Source organism: Endozoicomonas acroporae (assembly GCF_002864045.1).
Classification (GTDB): domain Bacteria; phylum Pseudomonadota; class Gammaproteobacteria; order Pseudomonadales; family Endozoicomonadaceae; genus Endozoicomonas; species Endozoicomonas acroporae.
In genome coordinates this window covers 1-16,611 of record NZ_PJPV01000223.1, presented here as the reverse complement: position 1 = coordinate 16,611, position 16,611 = coordinate 1, and the positions used below count along the sequence as shown (strand labels likewise).

The following is a 16,611-nucleotide window of genomic DNA, read 5'->3' as shown; positions in this document are numbered from 1 at the left end:
GGATTTTTGATCAAGATAGAATGAGGAGCGATACCATTTGGGAATTAGAAATTTCGTTTGTTAAGTAGTTGGCCAAATGGAATCGTATATTTCTGGCTAAGTGGGCAGTTACTATGCAAGGCGCAACGTAGGGAGCATAGCCGTAGCTATGTGACCGTAGTTGTAACGCCGCAGAGTGACTGCCCACTTAGTCAGAAAATACGATTTCATTTGGTTAACTACTTATGCCTGACTAAGACTTACCGGAAAAAAAGGCCGCCATTACCTGTCGGGCTTCTTCGGACACCATTCGCTCAGCAAAGATAATCGCTTCATCATCAATGCGTTGTTGAACATCGCTGTGACGGTTCCGGGTAATCAGCTGTTTGGTCAGCAACAGTGCTTCACGGGGCTTTGCTGCCAGCTCTTTAGCTTTTGCCAGGGCAAATTCAAAGACTTCTTCATTGGCTATTACCGCATTGGCAATGCCGTATTCATAGGCCCGCCGGGCATCAAAGAAATCACCCAGCATCAGCAATTCTGAAGCCCGCTGTCGTCCCATAATATCCGGCAACAGCAAACTGGAGGCAGCTTCCGGCACCACGGCGAGATTCACAAAAGGCAAACGCAGTCGGGTATTTTCCCCCACATAAACCAAATCACAATGGAGCAATAACGTCACGCCGATACCCACCGCAATACCGCTGGCTGCTGCCACAATCGGCTTTTTCTGTACCGCGAGCTGGCGTAGCATTTTTATGGCTGCCGGTTCTTCAGAGGTGTCCCGGGTCAGAAAGTCCTTAAGGTCATTGCCAGCAGTAAACATATCAGGCTGGGCAGCAAAGAGAATCACTTTAACACTGTCATCCTGATCAGCGGCGATCAGTACGTCAAGAATGGCTCCGTACATCGCTGAGGTCAGCGCATTCTTTTTCTCAGTGCGGTTGAAGCGTATCGTCAGGATACCCTCCTGCTGTTCGATCAGTATATGCGTCTGCTGATCTGACATGGCTCAAACTCCCTAACACTTTATTGTCATTATTCTGTCGTTCATATTCTATTACAGCTGTCGCCCGATTGGCAGTAGAGAAAATCTGTTTGGGTTGTTTGCTCGAAAGGGCTATTTTTGTGGAACTTATCAGTTTCTGTCCGGTCAAAATATGGCATTACCATGAATGCGGATATACCTACACACTAAATTTACACAATGAATTCAAGGAGCACCTGCGATGATTCCACAATCCACCCAAATCCCCGCAAGCCTAATTCCACCTGAGTTCAGCACCGCAAGCGACGTTCAAACTTCACACCCCCCCGTCCCCCCGGAACTAAAACAGCTTCAAGACTCTTTTGCCGATCGGTTAAGCGCGGCAAAAAGTGAGTTATCCAAGAACCCTGAGGCGCAACAGGCACTCACCGAAGCACTGGTGGACCGTTTTGGCATTTTTCGCGACAGTGAAAGCGACAGGGAGAATAAAGAGAATTTCCTGTCCATTGCCCTGGCCCAGTGCAATCTTGCCGACCAGGGAGGCATTGAAATACTCCAACAAGTCGTAAGTCTGCAAAATCAAATTTCCACCTTCGTAAAAAAAGGGGGTGCCTCAGAAGGCATACAAAACAAAGAACACCTTCTGGAAAATCTGGAAAAAGATCTGGGGTCAATCTCAAGGAAAGACAACAACGAGCGTTCCGGTTCCTTTAGTATGGGCGTTGAACGGCAGGGATTTGTAGAACAGCATGTCGAAGAATGGTTTCCGGAAGACCTGAGACAGTCCGTTAAAGATGCACTGATCCTCCTGAAGAACCAGATGACATCGGGTGCCGATATAGGCCCACTCCCGAAAGTCATCACGAAGCTAAAGTTTGGAAAGGCAGCGGACCTGGCCTATTTTGCCATTTATTTCAAATCCCCTAACCATTTCGTTTTTACCAAGGCAGGGGGTGAATTTCTGCTTAAATCCAGTAAACTGGAACAGCATTTTGTCAAGAATGATCAACTGTCCACTGTATTAGCAGGCAAAATCCCGGAAGATAAGATGGAAAAGGTAATACAGGCATTATCCCGCCCGGTATCAGAAATGAGCACAGAGGCACTGGTGCTGGCTGCAATCATCACGCACTCCTCACAGGAAAACCTGAAATCATACCTGAAAGCTGCCCAGATTTTGTCGCTGAAAACACAGGCACAGAAAGACGATCCCGAACTTTCAGATAACACTGCCGTGGCATTGGGAATAGAGCGCAGTGATGCCATGGTTCGAGGGCACTATAAAAGTGGCGCAGCCGCCCACAGTGCTGCTGATACGCTGCTTAAAAGCTTGACGCCACTGCCTGAAGATATGGCTACAATGGCCTGAACTTGCCGGTGCTCCCCTTGCGATCTTAAAGGGGCTGCGCTTCCCTGAGAGACTTGCTGAGAATAGCGACCTGCTGAATTCCCCTGCTACCCGTAAAGCCTCCCCCCTTGTTTTTCACTCGCTATTTCCAGATGCAACTATGATTTCTGGAACTTTTTGCTAACTTTGTGGTTCTAATTTATTTCAATACCATATAAACAGAAAGCGTATTATTACAAGGCTGTCAGCAAATGAATATTTCAGGGTGTCCCCCTATTGATCAAAACCCGAGAGAAACTCGGGAACATCAACCCCAGCTGATGGATCGATTCGGGGATTCTTCAGGTCAACTCTGGCGCAAACACCTTGTTAAAGAGGCTTCAGGGGCTTGTGTACAGGACGGCTTATCTGTCGGAAATACGCCTTATCCTTCTGCCACTACAGCCCCCCCTATGGCATGGTCTCGTGTGCAAGCCTGCCCCGGTGCCACCCATGACCTGCCACAAGGCAATCTTGGTGATGAATTAAAAGCATTGCTGCAAAGAGTTGCCGAATGCACGGACAAACAGCAGCCATTGCCGGTCAGTGACTATAAAACATTTATCAAATACTTCGGGGAGTTTCCGCCCGGGGCCAGGCCGGATCAGCTTGATAGTGAAGATTACTTTTTAAAAATCAAAAAGGACCCTGGTTATTTCAGTGAAGTACCCCTGGAAAAGTTAACACCAGAAATGTGTATACAGGCATTTGTAAAAGCGCCTTATTCGAATATACAGTACATACCCAACAGTATGAAAACCAACGAGTTGTGTCGAGCTTTGGTCATTGATAAGTTTGATACCATTGGTAAGGTACCTGGTGAGATAATCAAACAATGGCTGAACGATGGTTTTTTTGACTTCCTCCTTGAAAAATATAAAGGAGCCATTAAACACATTCCCGAAGCAGCAAGAACTGATGCACACTTTGAAATTGCCTGCAGAAAATCCCACGTTGCGCTGAATTATTACCCGGAGAACAAGCCCGTTAGTGAACGATTATTAACCATTGCCATCGAACACACCGGTGCCCTGAAATTTTACCCGGACCATAAAAAAACAGCAGAACTTTGTGAGGTAGCCTGTCGACGTAATGGATTAGCATTAGAGTATGTTCCTGAACATCTGAAGACCACCGAATTATGCCAACTGGCTGTTGATAATAATGCCAGAGCCCTCGAATTCATTCCGGAAGCCGTCAAAACATTTGATATGTATCTGGCAGCGGCTAAAGGTGGAAAATTATCCAAGACGCTTCCCAAATTTCTAACGGAAACACAACGAACGGAAATATACCGTACTGTCTGTACCAGTGGATACTTAGTATTGGATGCTATTCCAAAACAATATATTACTGATCATTTCCTCAAATCAGTCATTACCAGCAAAGAGCACAGGGACACCCCTCTTAAGTTCGCTGCAACTGACAACCTTTCAAAGTGGGTAGGTGATGATAAGGCGTCTGAGCTGTATGCCCTGGCCGTTAGCCTGTCTCCCGAAGCGCTGAGATATGTACCCAGCGACATTAAAAAAGGAGCAATCCTTGATGCGGCGTTAAAAAATAACCTGTCGGCATTCCAACATGTTTCCCGGGAACACCTGAGTTTCAATGAGCTTTGTCTCATGGCAGCCGTTACCAAAGAGATCGTTAAACCGTCAGATTCGAAGGAGGAAAGCCTGTTATTCAGATTGATCAAGCTTAATAAATTGCCCTATGTACCAACGGATGTTCAGTTGAAGTTTTTAACCTGTCCCGATATTTCACTGGAAGACAAAATAAGCTTCATTGAATCATTAGATGCCCCGACTTATACCTTTCCAGACAAGGTCCTGGCGGCACCACTGATCAGCCAGCAGTCTCCTTTAGCGATCTCATGCACCAATCTATTTCTGATACCCCTGATTTCAACCGCTCACCAGGTTACCGGATTTGCACTGCCCAATGCCGCTGATGGGGAGCACATCAACCGGTATATTGCCGAAAATATGCCGTCATCGTTCGGGCTGAAGGATGTCCCCGAAGAACTTGGCCTGGCAAACAACCCAGCAATCCGGATAGTCGGAGGGCGGACGATGCAATGTCTGCAAGACGGTAGCCAGGCCATCTATTTTAAATTCCAGAGAGCCGGGGAACCCCTTGAGACGCTGGCCAGGGAAGGCCTGCTTTATCAAGTCATCGCCAATACTCCCGAGCTGGCAGGTAAGTTTAATAGCGTGCTACCAGAGTACCGCGACTTTATGCTGCTCCCCCTGGGCAAAGACCTGGAGTACCTGATTAACCAGTTCGATGACCCGGTGGAAATCACCGAAAGCCATGGCCAGCGATGCATCAATGTCTTTTGCTACACAGCACCCGTTGCCTATGCCCGGTATGCCCATTCGCCAGACACAACAGAGGACTGCCCCTGGAAGCGCCCGGAGCAGGGCATCCTCAGGGCCTGTCACGATGCGGGTTACATGACCAGCATGGGATTGGTGCCGACCAGTATGCTGCAGTGCCTGCACAACACTGAGGACGGCCGGGGCTGGGTCGCCTTGCATTCGGCCATGAATCTGATCACTGACAATGTTCACGCGGGCAAATTGACAGCATGGAACACTCTGGCCACCGAAAAGATTGATTTTGGTCACTGTGGCATGCGCGACCTGGGTGATTATGAAACCTTTGGCCATATCCACAGCTGCTTACAGCAGAAAGACACGCTTGAAACCTGTTATATGCCCAAGGTCTCACAACGCATTGCCCTGGCCAACAGTATCTGCGAAATCATTGTGTCGGCGGTACTGGTAAGGTCACGCTTACGTCAGGGCTTTGCCGGCTATCACTACAAAAACCCTCAGGCACTTAACGAAACAGCCGCATTTGTTGAATTGGCCTGCAACCAGTTTTTGTTGGGGCTTATGCCCACAGCAGCCACGCCGATCAGCCTACGGTTTCTCCTCGGACGGGACGATAACGAGTATCAGGCCTGGCTTGTCCGGGTCGCGCAGGAAATACTCTACTGGACCGCATTGCAGCCGGACGCGCCCGGATTTGCCCAGCTCCCTCTGGGTGAGTATGACCCGACTGACTGCTATATGAACCACATAAACGATCAGCACCTCAGCGAAGCGCTCTACCCTGATGACGCTTATACCTGCGCACGTCGCGCGAATTTTTATGATATTTATGGCCGGTTAATCTTTGGAGCCGATTACTCGACATTTCCACTGATATCGTTAATGAATGGGCTGACCAAAATGTGTACTGATATACTGAAGCAGCTGAATCATTCAGGCAGACGATAAAATGTTAAACATTCATGACTTCCTCACTTTTGCAGGTATTACTACCTGCAGCACTGCACTTTTTGTCCGGAAGTTTTTAGAGCGATCATGCTGAATACCGTTAAGCCACATGACCTCCCCATTAACGATATCTGCCAGGTGAGTATTCAGGACAATTTTCTCCAGCCCCCTGTAACCGGTGTTGAGTTCCAGAAAATCCTCCTCTGTCGATTCGATCAGGTTGACCAGCTGCCTGAGGTTTCTGACTTTTTCCGAGCCAACACTGTCAACCTTTCTCAGAAAGATATTGTGATAACCCCGGTTAGCCTCATGGGGCAGGACTTTCAGAATGACAACCACTTCATCTTCATTGGCAAACCGGAAATTATTGAGCAATACCGGCGTCAGGCCTGCGTAGGAAATCAGGTCATGGCCAGCCCCCATCAGCAGCTCCCTGGTCACTTTGGTAAACACCAGTCCCTGATAGATGAAGTATGAAGGAGCAGACTGACCATCAAAGCCGAGCAACAAATCATTATTGACCGGCTGAGAGAGCGTAACCGTCAGATCCAGCACCTGTTTGTCACGAATGACCCGAACGCCAAGTTCCTCTCCAACCTGCCGTGAGTGCACCACATAATCCATGGAAACCCGCTCACTGCCCCGGAACACAATGGTTTTATCATGGCCAACGGCATACCCGTCCAGCTCCAGGATAACATCATCCGGCTGCAGCACACCGTCAGCCGCAGAACCCGGTATGACATGGCGAACCAGAACGCCCTTGTTTTCTTTTACCCCATAGACGGTTTTAAAAAAGCCATTTTCAAGCTCTTCCGTTTCGATCCCAAGGCTGGGAATCCCACTGTAATGCCCATCAGCAATATCCTGTAAAAAGTGTCTTATGATATTCACCGGCACAATGTGGGCGATATTACTGGCTTCGAAAGGACTGTAACCCTGCATTAACACGCCAATGATCTCGCCATTAACCACGGCAGGGCCGCCACTGTTGCCCGGGTTACTGGCGGCATCAATTTGTCCGGCCAGAAATGAGAAGCCGGAATTACTGTAAGGTTGGTATTCCAGACGGGACAGAACCCCCTTGGTTGCACTGATCGTATCGCCACCAATGGGATAGCCAAGCAGCATCAAATCCGTTTGCAGAGGAGGAAGCTTACCCAGGGGGATAGGGGTGGTACCGCTGAAAAACAGCGCATTCTCATGGTCATGGAAGGGCACCAGCAAGGCCAGGTCCAACTCGTGGGAAACCCACAGGGGCCTGAGTTTGTAACGGTCCGTCTGACCATTTTTCCTGCCTTCAATATAGGTATGGGCACTGACTACATGGCTGTTGGTCAGCACAACCCTCTGGTCACTGTCTGGTAGCTGGATAATGGCACCGGAACCATATTTCTGCCTTGGACCAACGTTGCTCCATGGATTCTGGTGGTCATATTGGTTGAATGAGGTATAGATTTTGATGATCGAATCCCTGACGCCCTGATCTTCTGAATATACCGGCAAAGACTGCGTCATTAGCGGACCGGCCGCATTGCCATATATCGAGACGGCAAGCAACAGAAAAAAAAGGGCTTTAACAATGCAATTCAGCCTCACAACCAAACACCTCAAGGGCTAAAGAAAGAACATTTCAAATTAGCACAAAAAAAATATCCTGCTTGTCCGGGGCTAACGCATGAAAGGCTTTATAGATATTTACCTGTCGGACATCTGATATAATCAGCTGCATTGAGTGACGTTCATTTTCAGCATCAGGCAACGCTCCATGATTGTTCTTTCTCCCGACTCTTTGAACGAGATCTACGCCCGTCATCCTGGCTGGTATCCAGCCATTGCCAACCCGCAGTCTGCCCCGGTGTTTATTGATGGACTGGCCGATATCATGGCGCAATTTGACCTGATCCTGCTGGACTCCTACGGTGTCCTCTGCCGGGGCAGCACGCCCATTGAAGGTGCCGCTGAGGCCATTCAGCAGCTCAGGGCAAACAATATCCCATTCTGCGTTGTGTCCAACGACACTCTGACCAACCGATCCGTTGCCGCAGAAAAGTATCAATCCCGGGGGTTTGATTTCACCGCAGATGAAGTACTGACCAGTCTTGATATCACTGAACAGTACCTGCAAGGGCTCACGAACCATAATCGTATTGGCGTTATTGCACCATTGGAGCACCCTTCCAACCACCTGCTGGAAGGCATGGTCCGACTGAATGGCTGTAATGGCGAGATTCCGGAAAATATTGCTACCCTGCTGTTCCTGACCGGTGCAGGCTGGACGGCAAAAATGCAGGAAAACATGGTCACTACGGCCAATGGGCGTCAGTTTGAACTGCTGGTCGGCAATCCGGACATCGGCGCACCCCATGGTGACCATGTCACCGCAACACCGGGTTACTTTATCGCGGACCTGGTGGAGCAAACCATTCAAAAGGCAAAACCTGTGCTGTTCGGCAAGCCCGATCCTGTCATTTTTTCAATGGCTATCAAGCAACATCAGATTACCGACCCATGCAGAGTCCTGATGGTCGGGGATACCCTTTATACCGATATTCTGGGAGGCAATGCCATGGGATTCAAAACATTGCTGCTGCAGTGCGGGGTTTACCAGAATGAGGATATTATGGAAGTGATTGCCAGCACGGGAATAAGTCCTCACTATGTAGCGCCGGGCCTGTAACGCACTGAATATCAGGGAATGGCTTAACGTGACCAACGAACCATCCCTGATAACGATCATCAGGCGACATAACATCCCGGATGATGGCTTCCTTGATCCCACGAGGTTAGTGAGAAATTATTCATCGCCATCGTTGTCCGATTGTTTTTCATTATTCAAACCCATTTGAATTGTATCCAACCTTTTTAACGCCTGACTAAGTTCTGCATGCTTGCTTTTCAAATCAGCAGACTCAGTTTCAAGTTCAGCAGACTGACGCTCAAGACTCCCCATCTCACTCTGAATAGCCTCCAGATCACCGCCTTTGCTTGTGGCTTTATCAAGCTTTTCCTGACACTTTTTAATGGATTTTTGAACAGAAGCATACTGCTTATCCTTAGCGGTATATTGCACCTTCATGTCGGCACACTGCCTCTTGGGATCTGAATATTGGTTAACCAGCTTAATATCCATATCGAATTGAATTTTATAATAACTGTTTAACGCTTTATTAAAATCCATATACTCCTGTTTTCGTGCATCCGATTGCCTGGCAATGTCAGCAGACTCTCTTTTCAGGTCATTCATTTTATTCTGAACATCCTCTAGAGATTTGCTTTTATTTTTACTTTTGCCTTTATTTTTACTTTCAGCTTTATCAAGCTTTTTCTGACATTCCTGAATCGATTTCTGAACAGCGGCATGTTGCTTATCCAGGTCATCACACTGCTTCTGCAAATAAGCACATTGCATCTCCGGGTCGTTATAGCTGGTGACCAGCTTGATCTGATCATGTACCGGCCTCATCAATTCTTTGAGTTCTTCGGCCCTGGCTAACACTTTTCTGTGCTTGAGTATATCAACACCATCGCTACCACTTTCCTCGTAAGCTTTCATCACTTTATCTAAATGCTTTCTATAATCCTTTAAATGGTTACACTGCTGTTCATAATGCTCTGCCGCATCTTTAAGCCTGTTACCAACATTCTGTTCCCGGGCATTGAGCGTATCCAGCAAGCCCTTCATATTTGTTTTGAAGTCCGGGTGCCCTTTCGTTGCCCTTGAATAACGTCGAAATGTTTGTGAGAGATGTTTTGCCAGCCATTCAACCCTTAGTTCTTTACGGAAACCGTACACAAATTGCGGATCTTTCAGGTATTTCAGCGTTTGCAGATACTCCCTGTCATTGAGTTGCTCCATATCATCCAGCTTGTCCAGATACTCCAGGTATTCTGAAGAATCCCGATCTTCCTGATAACCCATTTTTTCCAGATGTTTTTCCAGATGCTCCTGTGCGGCAGAAGTCCCCATACCTATTGTTTCAACGGCTGCTTCAAGCGCAGACACATAGGCACTGTCGTTAATGTACGGATCAACCATTGGCTCACTGCCGTTATGTCCCAGAATATTCAATTCCTCAAACAAAGTGGCCTTTAATGTCTGGATCTGCTTCTGTAAAGAATGGGTTTCCTCCATTGCCTCCTTTGCCCACTGGGCCCTATCCAGCTCTTCCACAAACAATTTTTTTGCAGCAGCATATTGGCTGGCAGTGGAAAACGACACTTCAGACTCAAGGCTTTTCACCAGCTCAACAGTACCGTTGAAATCTCCTTCAACCTTTGCCATGACAGGATCCATTACAACATCTTTTACAGGATCCGTTTCCGGTGTTGTTGGCTTTCGTCGTACCGGGTGAAGCGGTCTTTTCCGGTGAATACCCCGGTCTACCATGTCCTGAAAAATCTTACCCACTCCCAGCTTTACCGACTCCACGCCTTCTTTCCAGGGTTTCTGTTTCAGTTCCTGTTGCAGTCTTTTTCCCTTTGAAATCCCCATGGCGGCCTTGCCACTCACCAGATAATGTGCAATTTTACGGTCATCATCATGGGTATTTTCAGCATACACCGCCTCAAGCCTGCCAAGCTCTTCTAAATGCTCACTTTCCCTTCTGCCTTTATCTTCATCCAGTTTTTCTACTGATTTCGCCAGGTGCTGACAGCCAGCAAGCAACACATCATGATTTGGCAGCCTGGAGGTTTGCACACCGGGGTCAGAGTTCACCCGTTGATTGTCAACGCCTTTATCAATGCCCGTTTTTTGCCTTTGCCGCTTCCTTTTTTTGGATGCCTTTTTCAGGGGGCTGGTACTTTCAGGTCGTGCCGGTAGTGGGCGCTCTTGTTGCAGATCTGGATCATTCGTACCATTTTCGGCTATGGGACCAGCCTCTATCACTTGAATGGTCCGGCCACTCAACGAGCTTGCGTCATCCTCAATAGCGCTATCGTACTCTCGCTCCCGATTACTGGCTGTGGGAGAGTGAGGTGGGCTATCAATACTTTCATCCTCACTGATACCCGAATCCTCAGCAACATCGGGGAGTTCTTCGCTTATCTTTCTGTCTTGATGTTTGCTATCCACAGCAGAGAGGTATTTTTTCATACCCTCTTCTGCCTCACGTTGCTTCGCCCGTCTGCGCATTCTGGCAGCACTATAAGGACCTGACGCGCCAGTGCTGCTGTCTTGTTTTTTGATGTCTCTATTTTCAATCAGTGTGTCATTTTTTTCACTCAATTCATCTTGAGATACCTGACTCTTTTTAGCGACTTTACTAACCTTGGAAACCCGTGTCCCACGGTATGTGGCGTTACTGTTTTCTTCCGTCGGCTTTACTGCACCACCTTCACTGCTTGAGGTATTCCCCCCAACCGGTCTTTGGCCTTCAATCCCTGGTGGCATGTTTATATCCTGTGATTTTTGATCAACTTTTAATTCCTGTATTTCATCATCGGCTGAAATCAACTGGAGTTCATGTCACTGGTTTAAAGTTGCAAAAACGTCATAGAAATGTATTGCCTTGCATACCCTGCGGTTTACTGCCTTTCCCAAGCCTGCTCACATTGGTATGACATGGTTCTCCCGCCGGTCAAACCAAAGTCTCGGCAATGGCCTCTGTATAGGTTGGGAGCCCCCGGGTTGCCTGCTGGTAGGTAGGTGGCTCAGATGCCTGCTGGTAGGTAGGTAGCTCAGCTGCCTGCTGGAAGATAGATAACTCAGCGGCCTGCTGGAAGATAGATAACTCAGCGGCCTGCTGGTAGGTAGGTAGCTCCGTTGCCTGCTGGTAGGTAGGCAATTCAGTTACCTGCTGGTTGAAGGCGGGCAAATGCATTGCCTGCGGGTGGACGGCACGCTGAGCCTCCGGCCGTTGTGCAGGGTGCTCTGGGGCTGATGGCGTAATATCATCCTGGCGTGTATCAATCGGAACCGGCTGGTGAGGAAATCTGTAATAAAACGGCTTTACTGAGGCCATTTGTAAAAGACGACAGGTTGAGGCTTCAGGGTGGGTGGTCCGCAAAGCCTTAACGCTCAGATAAACCGCTCTACAGTATTTGCTCACTAGCAAAGCACAGCACAGCCCTCCAAACATCGCGAAAAAAAGGGGCATTGGCCGCACGGGGGACGAGGATACAGAATCACACAACGCTTCGGCTTCATCGGAACCATCCGCGCAATCGTACTGTGAGTCACAGGTCAAATCGATAGGAATACACTCTATGGCATTGTTGCAAATAAAGTTATCCTGAATATTCTTACAGCATTGCCTCAGCCTTTCAGAGCAATGTGTCCCTTCGTCTGACTTATCAAAGCAATCGAATGTGTCGTCACACACCCGATTTTTCTGGATGCATTCACCGTTGCTGCACGGCACTTCTCTATCGAGATATGTCTGATTAGCCGTGACCAGCGCAGGTAATGCAGACAACACCACCAGGCTCTGTTTTAACCCCGGACAGACGAGGCCAATCTCCGGTGAATCCATGACTTGCTGGAAGGCAAAACCCGCCAAACTGCGTATCAGGCTATTGCCGAGCTGAATGGCTCCTTGAGTGAACTGGCAGATCCGGTAATCAGACAGGGTGCATCCCCGGGTCTTGTTACCCGGGTATACCACTGGACTGCCCGGTACCGTCGAGACGGTTCTGTTCTGGTAACGGCTACAACGGCAACCAACAGTATCTTGGGCAACGGTCTGTGGGTTGGTCGGGGATGATGGAAGCTGTCGGGATATCGGCTGCATGGGTGTGAGGGCCTGGATAAGATGGATTTTTGAGTGATCTTTTGACCATCCGATAACAGCCAGGTTCACATGTTTTTTATGGCTCCGGGACCGTGGCACAAGCTGTCCGGGTGGCAATGCGCAGCTCCTGTCAGCCGCTCAGACCCACAGCGATTTTTGCCTTTCCAGTGTTGTGGCTGTTGACTCCTGAGGTTGGCCGACCCGCCGTTCGGTCGACACTTGCTCCTGAAACTGTCGGGTTCGCTGTCCGGTCATATCTGGCAGTTCAATGTGGGCCGCCCTGTGGTCAACGGCCTGCTGGTATTGTCGAAAATACCCTGGTTTTTTCAGTGCCGTGGTCAGTAGCTGACAGGTTGTTGCCTCACTGTTGCCATGTCTGAGCGCCTTGAAACTTTTATAGACACAGGTACCGTAAACAACGGTGAACCCAACGGCCACTGTTGCAGTAGTGATTGCTGCAATTATTTCCGGCGACAGGCCACAGGCCTCCTCATCGGATTGATCATGGCACTGGATGGAGCCATCGCATACCCAATGGGCTGGAACGCATGTACTGTTGTCACAAAAAAAGGGGCGCCCTAATTGTTCGCACAGGGTCTGATTGCAGGATTTTTCATCTGTACCATCCAGGCACTCGCTTCTACCGTTGCATTCCTCAGCCTCAGTAAAACATTTATAACCGCGATAGTTCAGGTCACAGGACGAAGAGTCCATCGAGCAATTGAGGCTCCCGGCAGCCATAGTGGGTAACGCTGAAAAAAGTACCAGACTCTCTTTTAAGCCAGGCCATAGCCTGACAACGTCGGGGGCACCGAGTATCTGGCGCAAGGCAAAGCCTGCGGCATTACGCATCAGGCCAGTACCGGCCTGCAGCGCTTCCCCGGCTAATGAGCACACCCGGTAGTCAGCCAGTGATTTGATCACGGAACGGTGATCCGCACCTAGATGCAGGCCAGACTGTGTCGCGGCAACGTCTCTATCATTAAAACTTGTTGTGTGGCAACAGTCGGCACTATTGGCAACGATCGGTGTACAGGATGAAGGTAATGGTGACGCAGAACCAGAGGTCAGCATGGATAGTAATTTCGGTTGTTCATGACCCGCCTTCAGACAACCAGTGTGTGATTAAGTTCCCGGTTTTTATCATCGATATGACCCGGAGCCTCAAGGTGTTCGATAGAGGCGCTTTAGTGAGAACCAGCCCCGGTTGAGGGAGGCAATATTTTCACTTCCGGGGTACAGCAGCTTGAACGTACTGAAAACATGCCCGAGGCTTCTGGCCTGACAGACAATACCAAACAGCCATTCGGTGATCTCAATGGGAGTCAGGCTCGGGGTGACCCGTTCAGCAATGCTCAATACATCCACCTCAAAGTTTTCCGGATCCGGTAGCTGCTGGTATTGAATACCTGTTTTTCGGATGATGCTCTGCAACAGCAGATCACGAGCCTGGTTCAGATGCGCAGCGCACACGTTGCAAGCATTTTTTTGCCCGTGCCCAACATCCTCAAACAATGGCTGCTCTGCAGCATTAATATGTTCCCATGCCAGGTGTTCCATCAAGACTTCGCTGCCGCGCTTTCTGCGGATTTTGTCCAGCTTTGGGCTGAGCCAGGCGATTTGCTCTTCATGGGTGTGAATCAATTGTTTTTTCCGGTTGAAAAACTGCTGTAACAGGCTGTGTACCGAACGATCCCATTGACTTGTCAGTCGATTCCTGACAAAACCGGAAAGGTCTGCACTCTGCTCTTTATTGGCAACAGGGTCAGCGTCTTTCAGGAGCGGTGGTTGAGCCCTGTCCTGTTGAACTGCTGGTTGCCTCGTTGGGACACCGGGGCTGCCCGGGGCTTGATCGGCTGCTGGTGCAGTAATGTTACAGTCGGCATTGCCGGTATCATTATCCACGCCCTTATCCTGAAGCAGCACACTTCCATCCGGTGGCTGAAGGTGCCTTGCCGGGCACTGCGGTTGACTGCTGGCAGGTTCACGCCCCTGGTGGTCGGTCGGGGAATTTGTCCGTTGACGTGTTACGTGACGGTTATCTTTCTCTCCGTTGATGTATTGCTGAATATCCTCTGGTGTCAGGCGACGCAGGTAGCGCGTATCTTTTGCCTTGATTCGGACATATTCAATTTTTGACCGCAAATAATCCTGAAATGACGGGCTGAGATAACCGCCGTCCTCCGTTGCCGGGTCCTCGTCGGGGGAATCCACCAGCGTTTGCAGTTGCTGATCCATCTGCTCATAACATCGACAGGCATTGCAGTAGTCGCCGATTTCTGCAAACAGGTCACCGGCCCGAAGATTTAATGGAATGAATTTTCCCCGGCTGGCGGCTTGTTCATACCATGTCGCCGCCTTCTCCGGTGATGGATGGTTAATTAATTGCTGCTCATGGAGCCAGCCCATTAGAAAACAGGCGTAACCATGGAGACTATCCGGTAAGGGCGGTTCGCTGCCCACGGCCTGTTTCAGCAATTGAAAAGCCTCCATCACTTTCTGGCGATGCCGGGGCATGTTGTAAATGCGGGTTTTGTCATTAGGTTTGGGGTAGGTCATGACATTGAAAATATAAGCGAATGCCGTCACCAGGTCCTCAGGTTCCGGAAACGGTGTCTCGCCCTTAACCCAGGTAGCAGACGAAGCTGCCTGGCCCTCTTTTTCGTTTCTGACAAAAACTGCCTGAGCGGTTTGAGTGGTCATTGCCGCGTCCTTAAACCATGCAATATCGGCTCTCTGGGTAACGATACTGGCTGCTTTACTGGCTGGGGTACAGCTTGGCTGGTTGGCAAATGCATCGTCTGACACACCCAGGTTTATTGCTGTTAACTGATGAGTCGTGCGGGCGTAGTCATAAGCAATAGCAATATGTAATGCCTTGTACAGCACTGCGTGTTCATCGCGTGGCTCAGGAAGATAACCGGGTTTATCACGCAGGTGCCAAAGCAGAAATTCATATCTGGAAAACAGCAAAACCGGGGAATCACAGGCTGAGTATGGGTAAAAATTATTGATTACTGTGAATTGACGGGCTATGTCAGCCAGCCGTTGCGCTATGGCAAAGGGAGATGCCAAAGGTTCGGTGTTGGGATACAGGCCACTGTCGATGAGTAGTTTGAACCATTGATCCGACAGCCGTTCCTGCTGGCCAGAGCGAAATTGTTTTATTTTCTCTACATCACTGGCCTGGCTGATTGCGCCGTTGTTTAAAGCGTACTGTATCAACCAGGATCTTAGCTGGTTCCGGGTTTGCCCGGCATCCAGTATGCTGGCAGCCAGCCACTGCCTATAAGCCTTCTTGCGTTTGCTGCTGGCCTTTTCCAGCAGTAATAATGAGGTATCAGCCGGTGCCTTTTCCAGGTGCTGCTCATGCATTTTCAGCAACCTTTCTGACTCAATCAGTTGACATGCGCCCACTGCCAGCAGCGCCCGGGGATTGAGGCTGGCGGGCGCATCCGTCGGGCCGACTTTAACAACCCTGCGCTCGTTTTCAATCAGGGTACCGCCCACCTTCTGCTTTGGATATAGTTCATGTACTTTCATACAGGTACAGGTGTAGGGTGGTTTTATATCCTCTATCGGACAACAATCACCCCAAAACCACAGGTTAAACCTTCTTATTCCGGGTTTATCATCAAGCGCTGGAGAGAAATTGCTGTTAACAACAACGTCCAGCAGTGTTTTGGCCTGATCATTAAACGACCAGTGTTGGTTTGCTATGCACATTGACCGAACGACATCATGATCAACACTGACTTTCCTGCCCGCAAAAAAATGCGCTTCGGCAGTCGCGTATACTGTATCGCCCCGGTCAATAAGCGCCCTGTCCACGAGTTGGTTATAACTCAGTCTCTGCACAGTTCGGTCCCGTACAAAACAGCCTGGAGTATAAAAAGCTGCTCATCTGAAAATAAGGCTAACTGGATTAACAATCATGTAGACAGGATAAAGAAAAGATCGTTCTGTGAATAAAAAGTAACTATTCAGCACCCCTAACATAAATCTGGAATTTTCTGATTTTTATACCATCCTCTTAACCACTGTTTTTTTATTAATATTTAGCCAACATGGTTCAAAAGCCACCTGCACCTTTATCGACTGAGATTCTCTTGAAAGAGAATACACAGCTGCGCATAAAAGTTGCCTGCCTGGAACAACGTTGTAGAGAATTGGAAGAAAGGGTTGGTAAGAACAGTCAAAACAGCAGCAAGCCACCATCGTCTGATGGTTATCAAA

General features: G+C 48.9%; 10 protein-coding genes. 4 read left to right on the top strand and 6 right to left on the bottom strand.

The features are described from left to right. Positions 1–232: 232 nt before the first annotated feature. On the bottom strand, positions 233–988 hold the full coding sequence (locus CX664_RS24320) for an enoyl-CoA hydratase-related protein (protein ID WP_101749197.1): 756 nt from the start codon (positions 986–988) through the stop codon (positions 233–235). Positions 989–1,208: 220 nt separating this feature from the next. On the opposite strand from CX664_RS24320, the gene CX664_RS24315 reads away from it, so the two are divergent. Next, positions 1,209–2,336, top strand: a complete 1,128-nt coding sequence (locus CX664_RS24315; protein ID WP_101749196.1) for a hypothetical protein — start codon at positions 1,209–1,211, stop codon at positions 2,334–2,336. A gap of 230 nt (positions 2,337–2,566) precedes the next feature. Next, positions 2,567–5,641: a DUF4116 domain-containing protein gene (locus tag CX664_RS24310; protein WP_101749195.1), complete on the top strand. Its 3,075-nt coding sequence runs from the start codon at positions 2,567–2,569 to the stop codon at positions 5,639–5,641. Between the two features lie 12 nt (positions 5,642–5,653). Here CX664_RS24310 and CX664_RS24305 read toward each other — a convergent pair whose 3' ends face one another. Beyond that, a complete protein-coding gene (locus CX664_RS24305) occupies positions 5,654–7,159 on the bottom strand; it encodes a S1C family serine protease (protein WP_146000305.1) in 1,506 nt (501 codons plus the stop codon). Positions 7,160–7,409: 250 nt separating this feature from the next. Here CX664_RS24305 and CX664_RS24300 point away from each other — a divergent pair, with 250 nt between their 5' ends. Further along, complete coding sequence (locus CX664_RS24300) at positions 7,410–8,321, top strand: HAD-IIA family hydrolase (protein WP_101749193.1); 912 nt, start codon at positions 7,410–7,412, stop codon at positions 8,319–8,321. Between the two features lie 117 nt (positions 8,322–8,438). Here the strand turns inward: CX664_RS24300 and CX664_RS24295 are convergent, their stop codons facing one another. From CX664_RS24295 to CX664_RS24280, 4 genes are all read right to left on the bottom strand, one after another. Further along, the gene (locus CX664_RS24295; protein WP_146000304.1) at positions 8,439–11,036 is read right to left on the bottom strand and encodes a hypothetical protein; all 2,598 of its coding nucleotides are present in this window, start codon (positions 11,034–11,036) and stop codon (positions 8,439–8,441) included. Positions 11,037–11,223: 187 nt separating this feature from the next. Next, positions 11,224–12,375 carry a PRKCSH domain-containing protein gene (locus CX664_RS24290; protein WP_146000303.1) on the bottom strand — a complete coding sequence of 384 codons (1,152 nt, stop codon included), beginning with the start codon at positions 12,373–12,375 and terminating at the stop codon, positions 11,224–11,226. Between the two features lie 138 nt (positions 12,376–12,513). Then, positions 12,514–13,449, bottom strand: a complete 936-nt coding sequence (locus CX664_RS24285; protein WP_101749190.1) for an LDL receptor domain-containing protein — start codon at positions 13,447–13,449, stop codon at positions 12,514–12,516. Positions 13,450–13,539: 90 nt separating this feature from the next. Continuing rightward, positions 13,540–16,233, bottom strand: coding sequence for an SEL1-like repeat protein (locus CX664_RS24280; protein WP_101749189.1), 2,694 nt, complete (start codon positions 16,231–16,233; stop codon positions 13,540–13,542). Between the two features lie 209 nt (positions 16,234–16,442). On the opposite strand from CX664_RS24280, the gene CX664_RS28385 reads away from it, so the two are divergent. Further along, positions 16,443–16,611, top strand: a 169-nt coding sequence (locus CX664_RS28385; RefSeq protein WP_420810396.1) for a DUF6444 domain-containing protein, incomplete at its 3' end; no start/stop codon positions are given.

Excerpts from the sequence above, each read along its gene's own strand:
- CX664_RS24305 (WP_146000305.1), bottom strand. The coding sequence starts at position 7,159 with ATGACGCAGTCTTTGCCGGTATATTCAGAAGATCAGGGCGTCAGGGAT.
- CX664_RS24295 (WP_146000304.1), bottom strand. The coding sequence starts at position 11,036 with ATGCCACCAGGGATTGAAGGCCAAAGACCGGTTGGGGGGAATACCTCA.
- CX664_RS24300 (WP_101749193.1), top strand. The coding sequence starts at position 7,410 with ATGATTGTTCTTTCTCCCGACTCTTTGAACGAGATCTACGCCCGTCAT.
- CX664_RS24310 (WP_101749195.1), top strand. The coding sequence starts at position 2,567 with ATGAATATTTCAGGGTGTCCCCCTATTGATCAAAACCCGAGAGAAACT.
- CX664_RS24320 (WP_101749197.1), bottom strand. The coding sequence starts at position 988 with ATGTCAGATCAGCAGACGCATATACTGATCGAACAGCAGGAGGGTATC.
- CX664_RS24290 (WP_146000303.1), bottom strand. The coding sequence starts at position 12,375 with ATGCAGCCGATATCCCGACAGCTTCCATCATCCCCGACCAACCCACAG.
- CX664_RS24315 (WP_101749196.1), top strand. The coding sequence starts at position 1,209 with ATGATTCCACAATCCACCCAAATCCCCGCAAGCCTAATTCCACCTGAG.
- CX664_RS24285 (WP_101749190.1), bottom strand. The coding sequence starts at position 13,449 with ATGCTGACCTCTGGTTCTGCGTCACCATTACCTTCATCCTGTACACCG.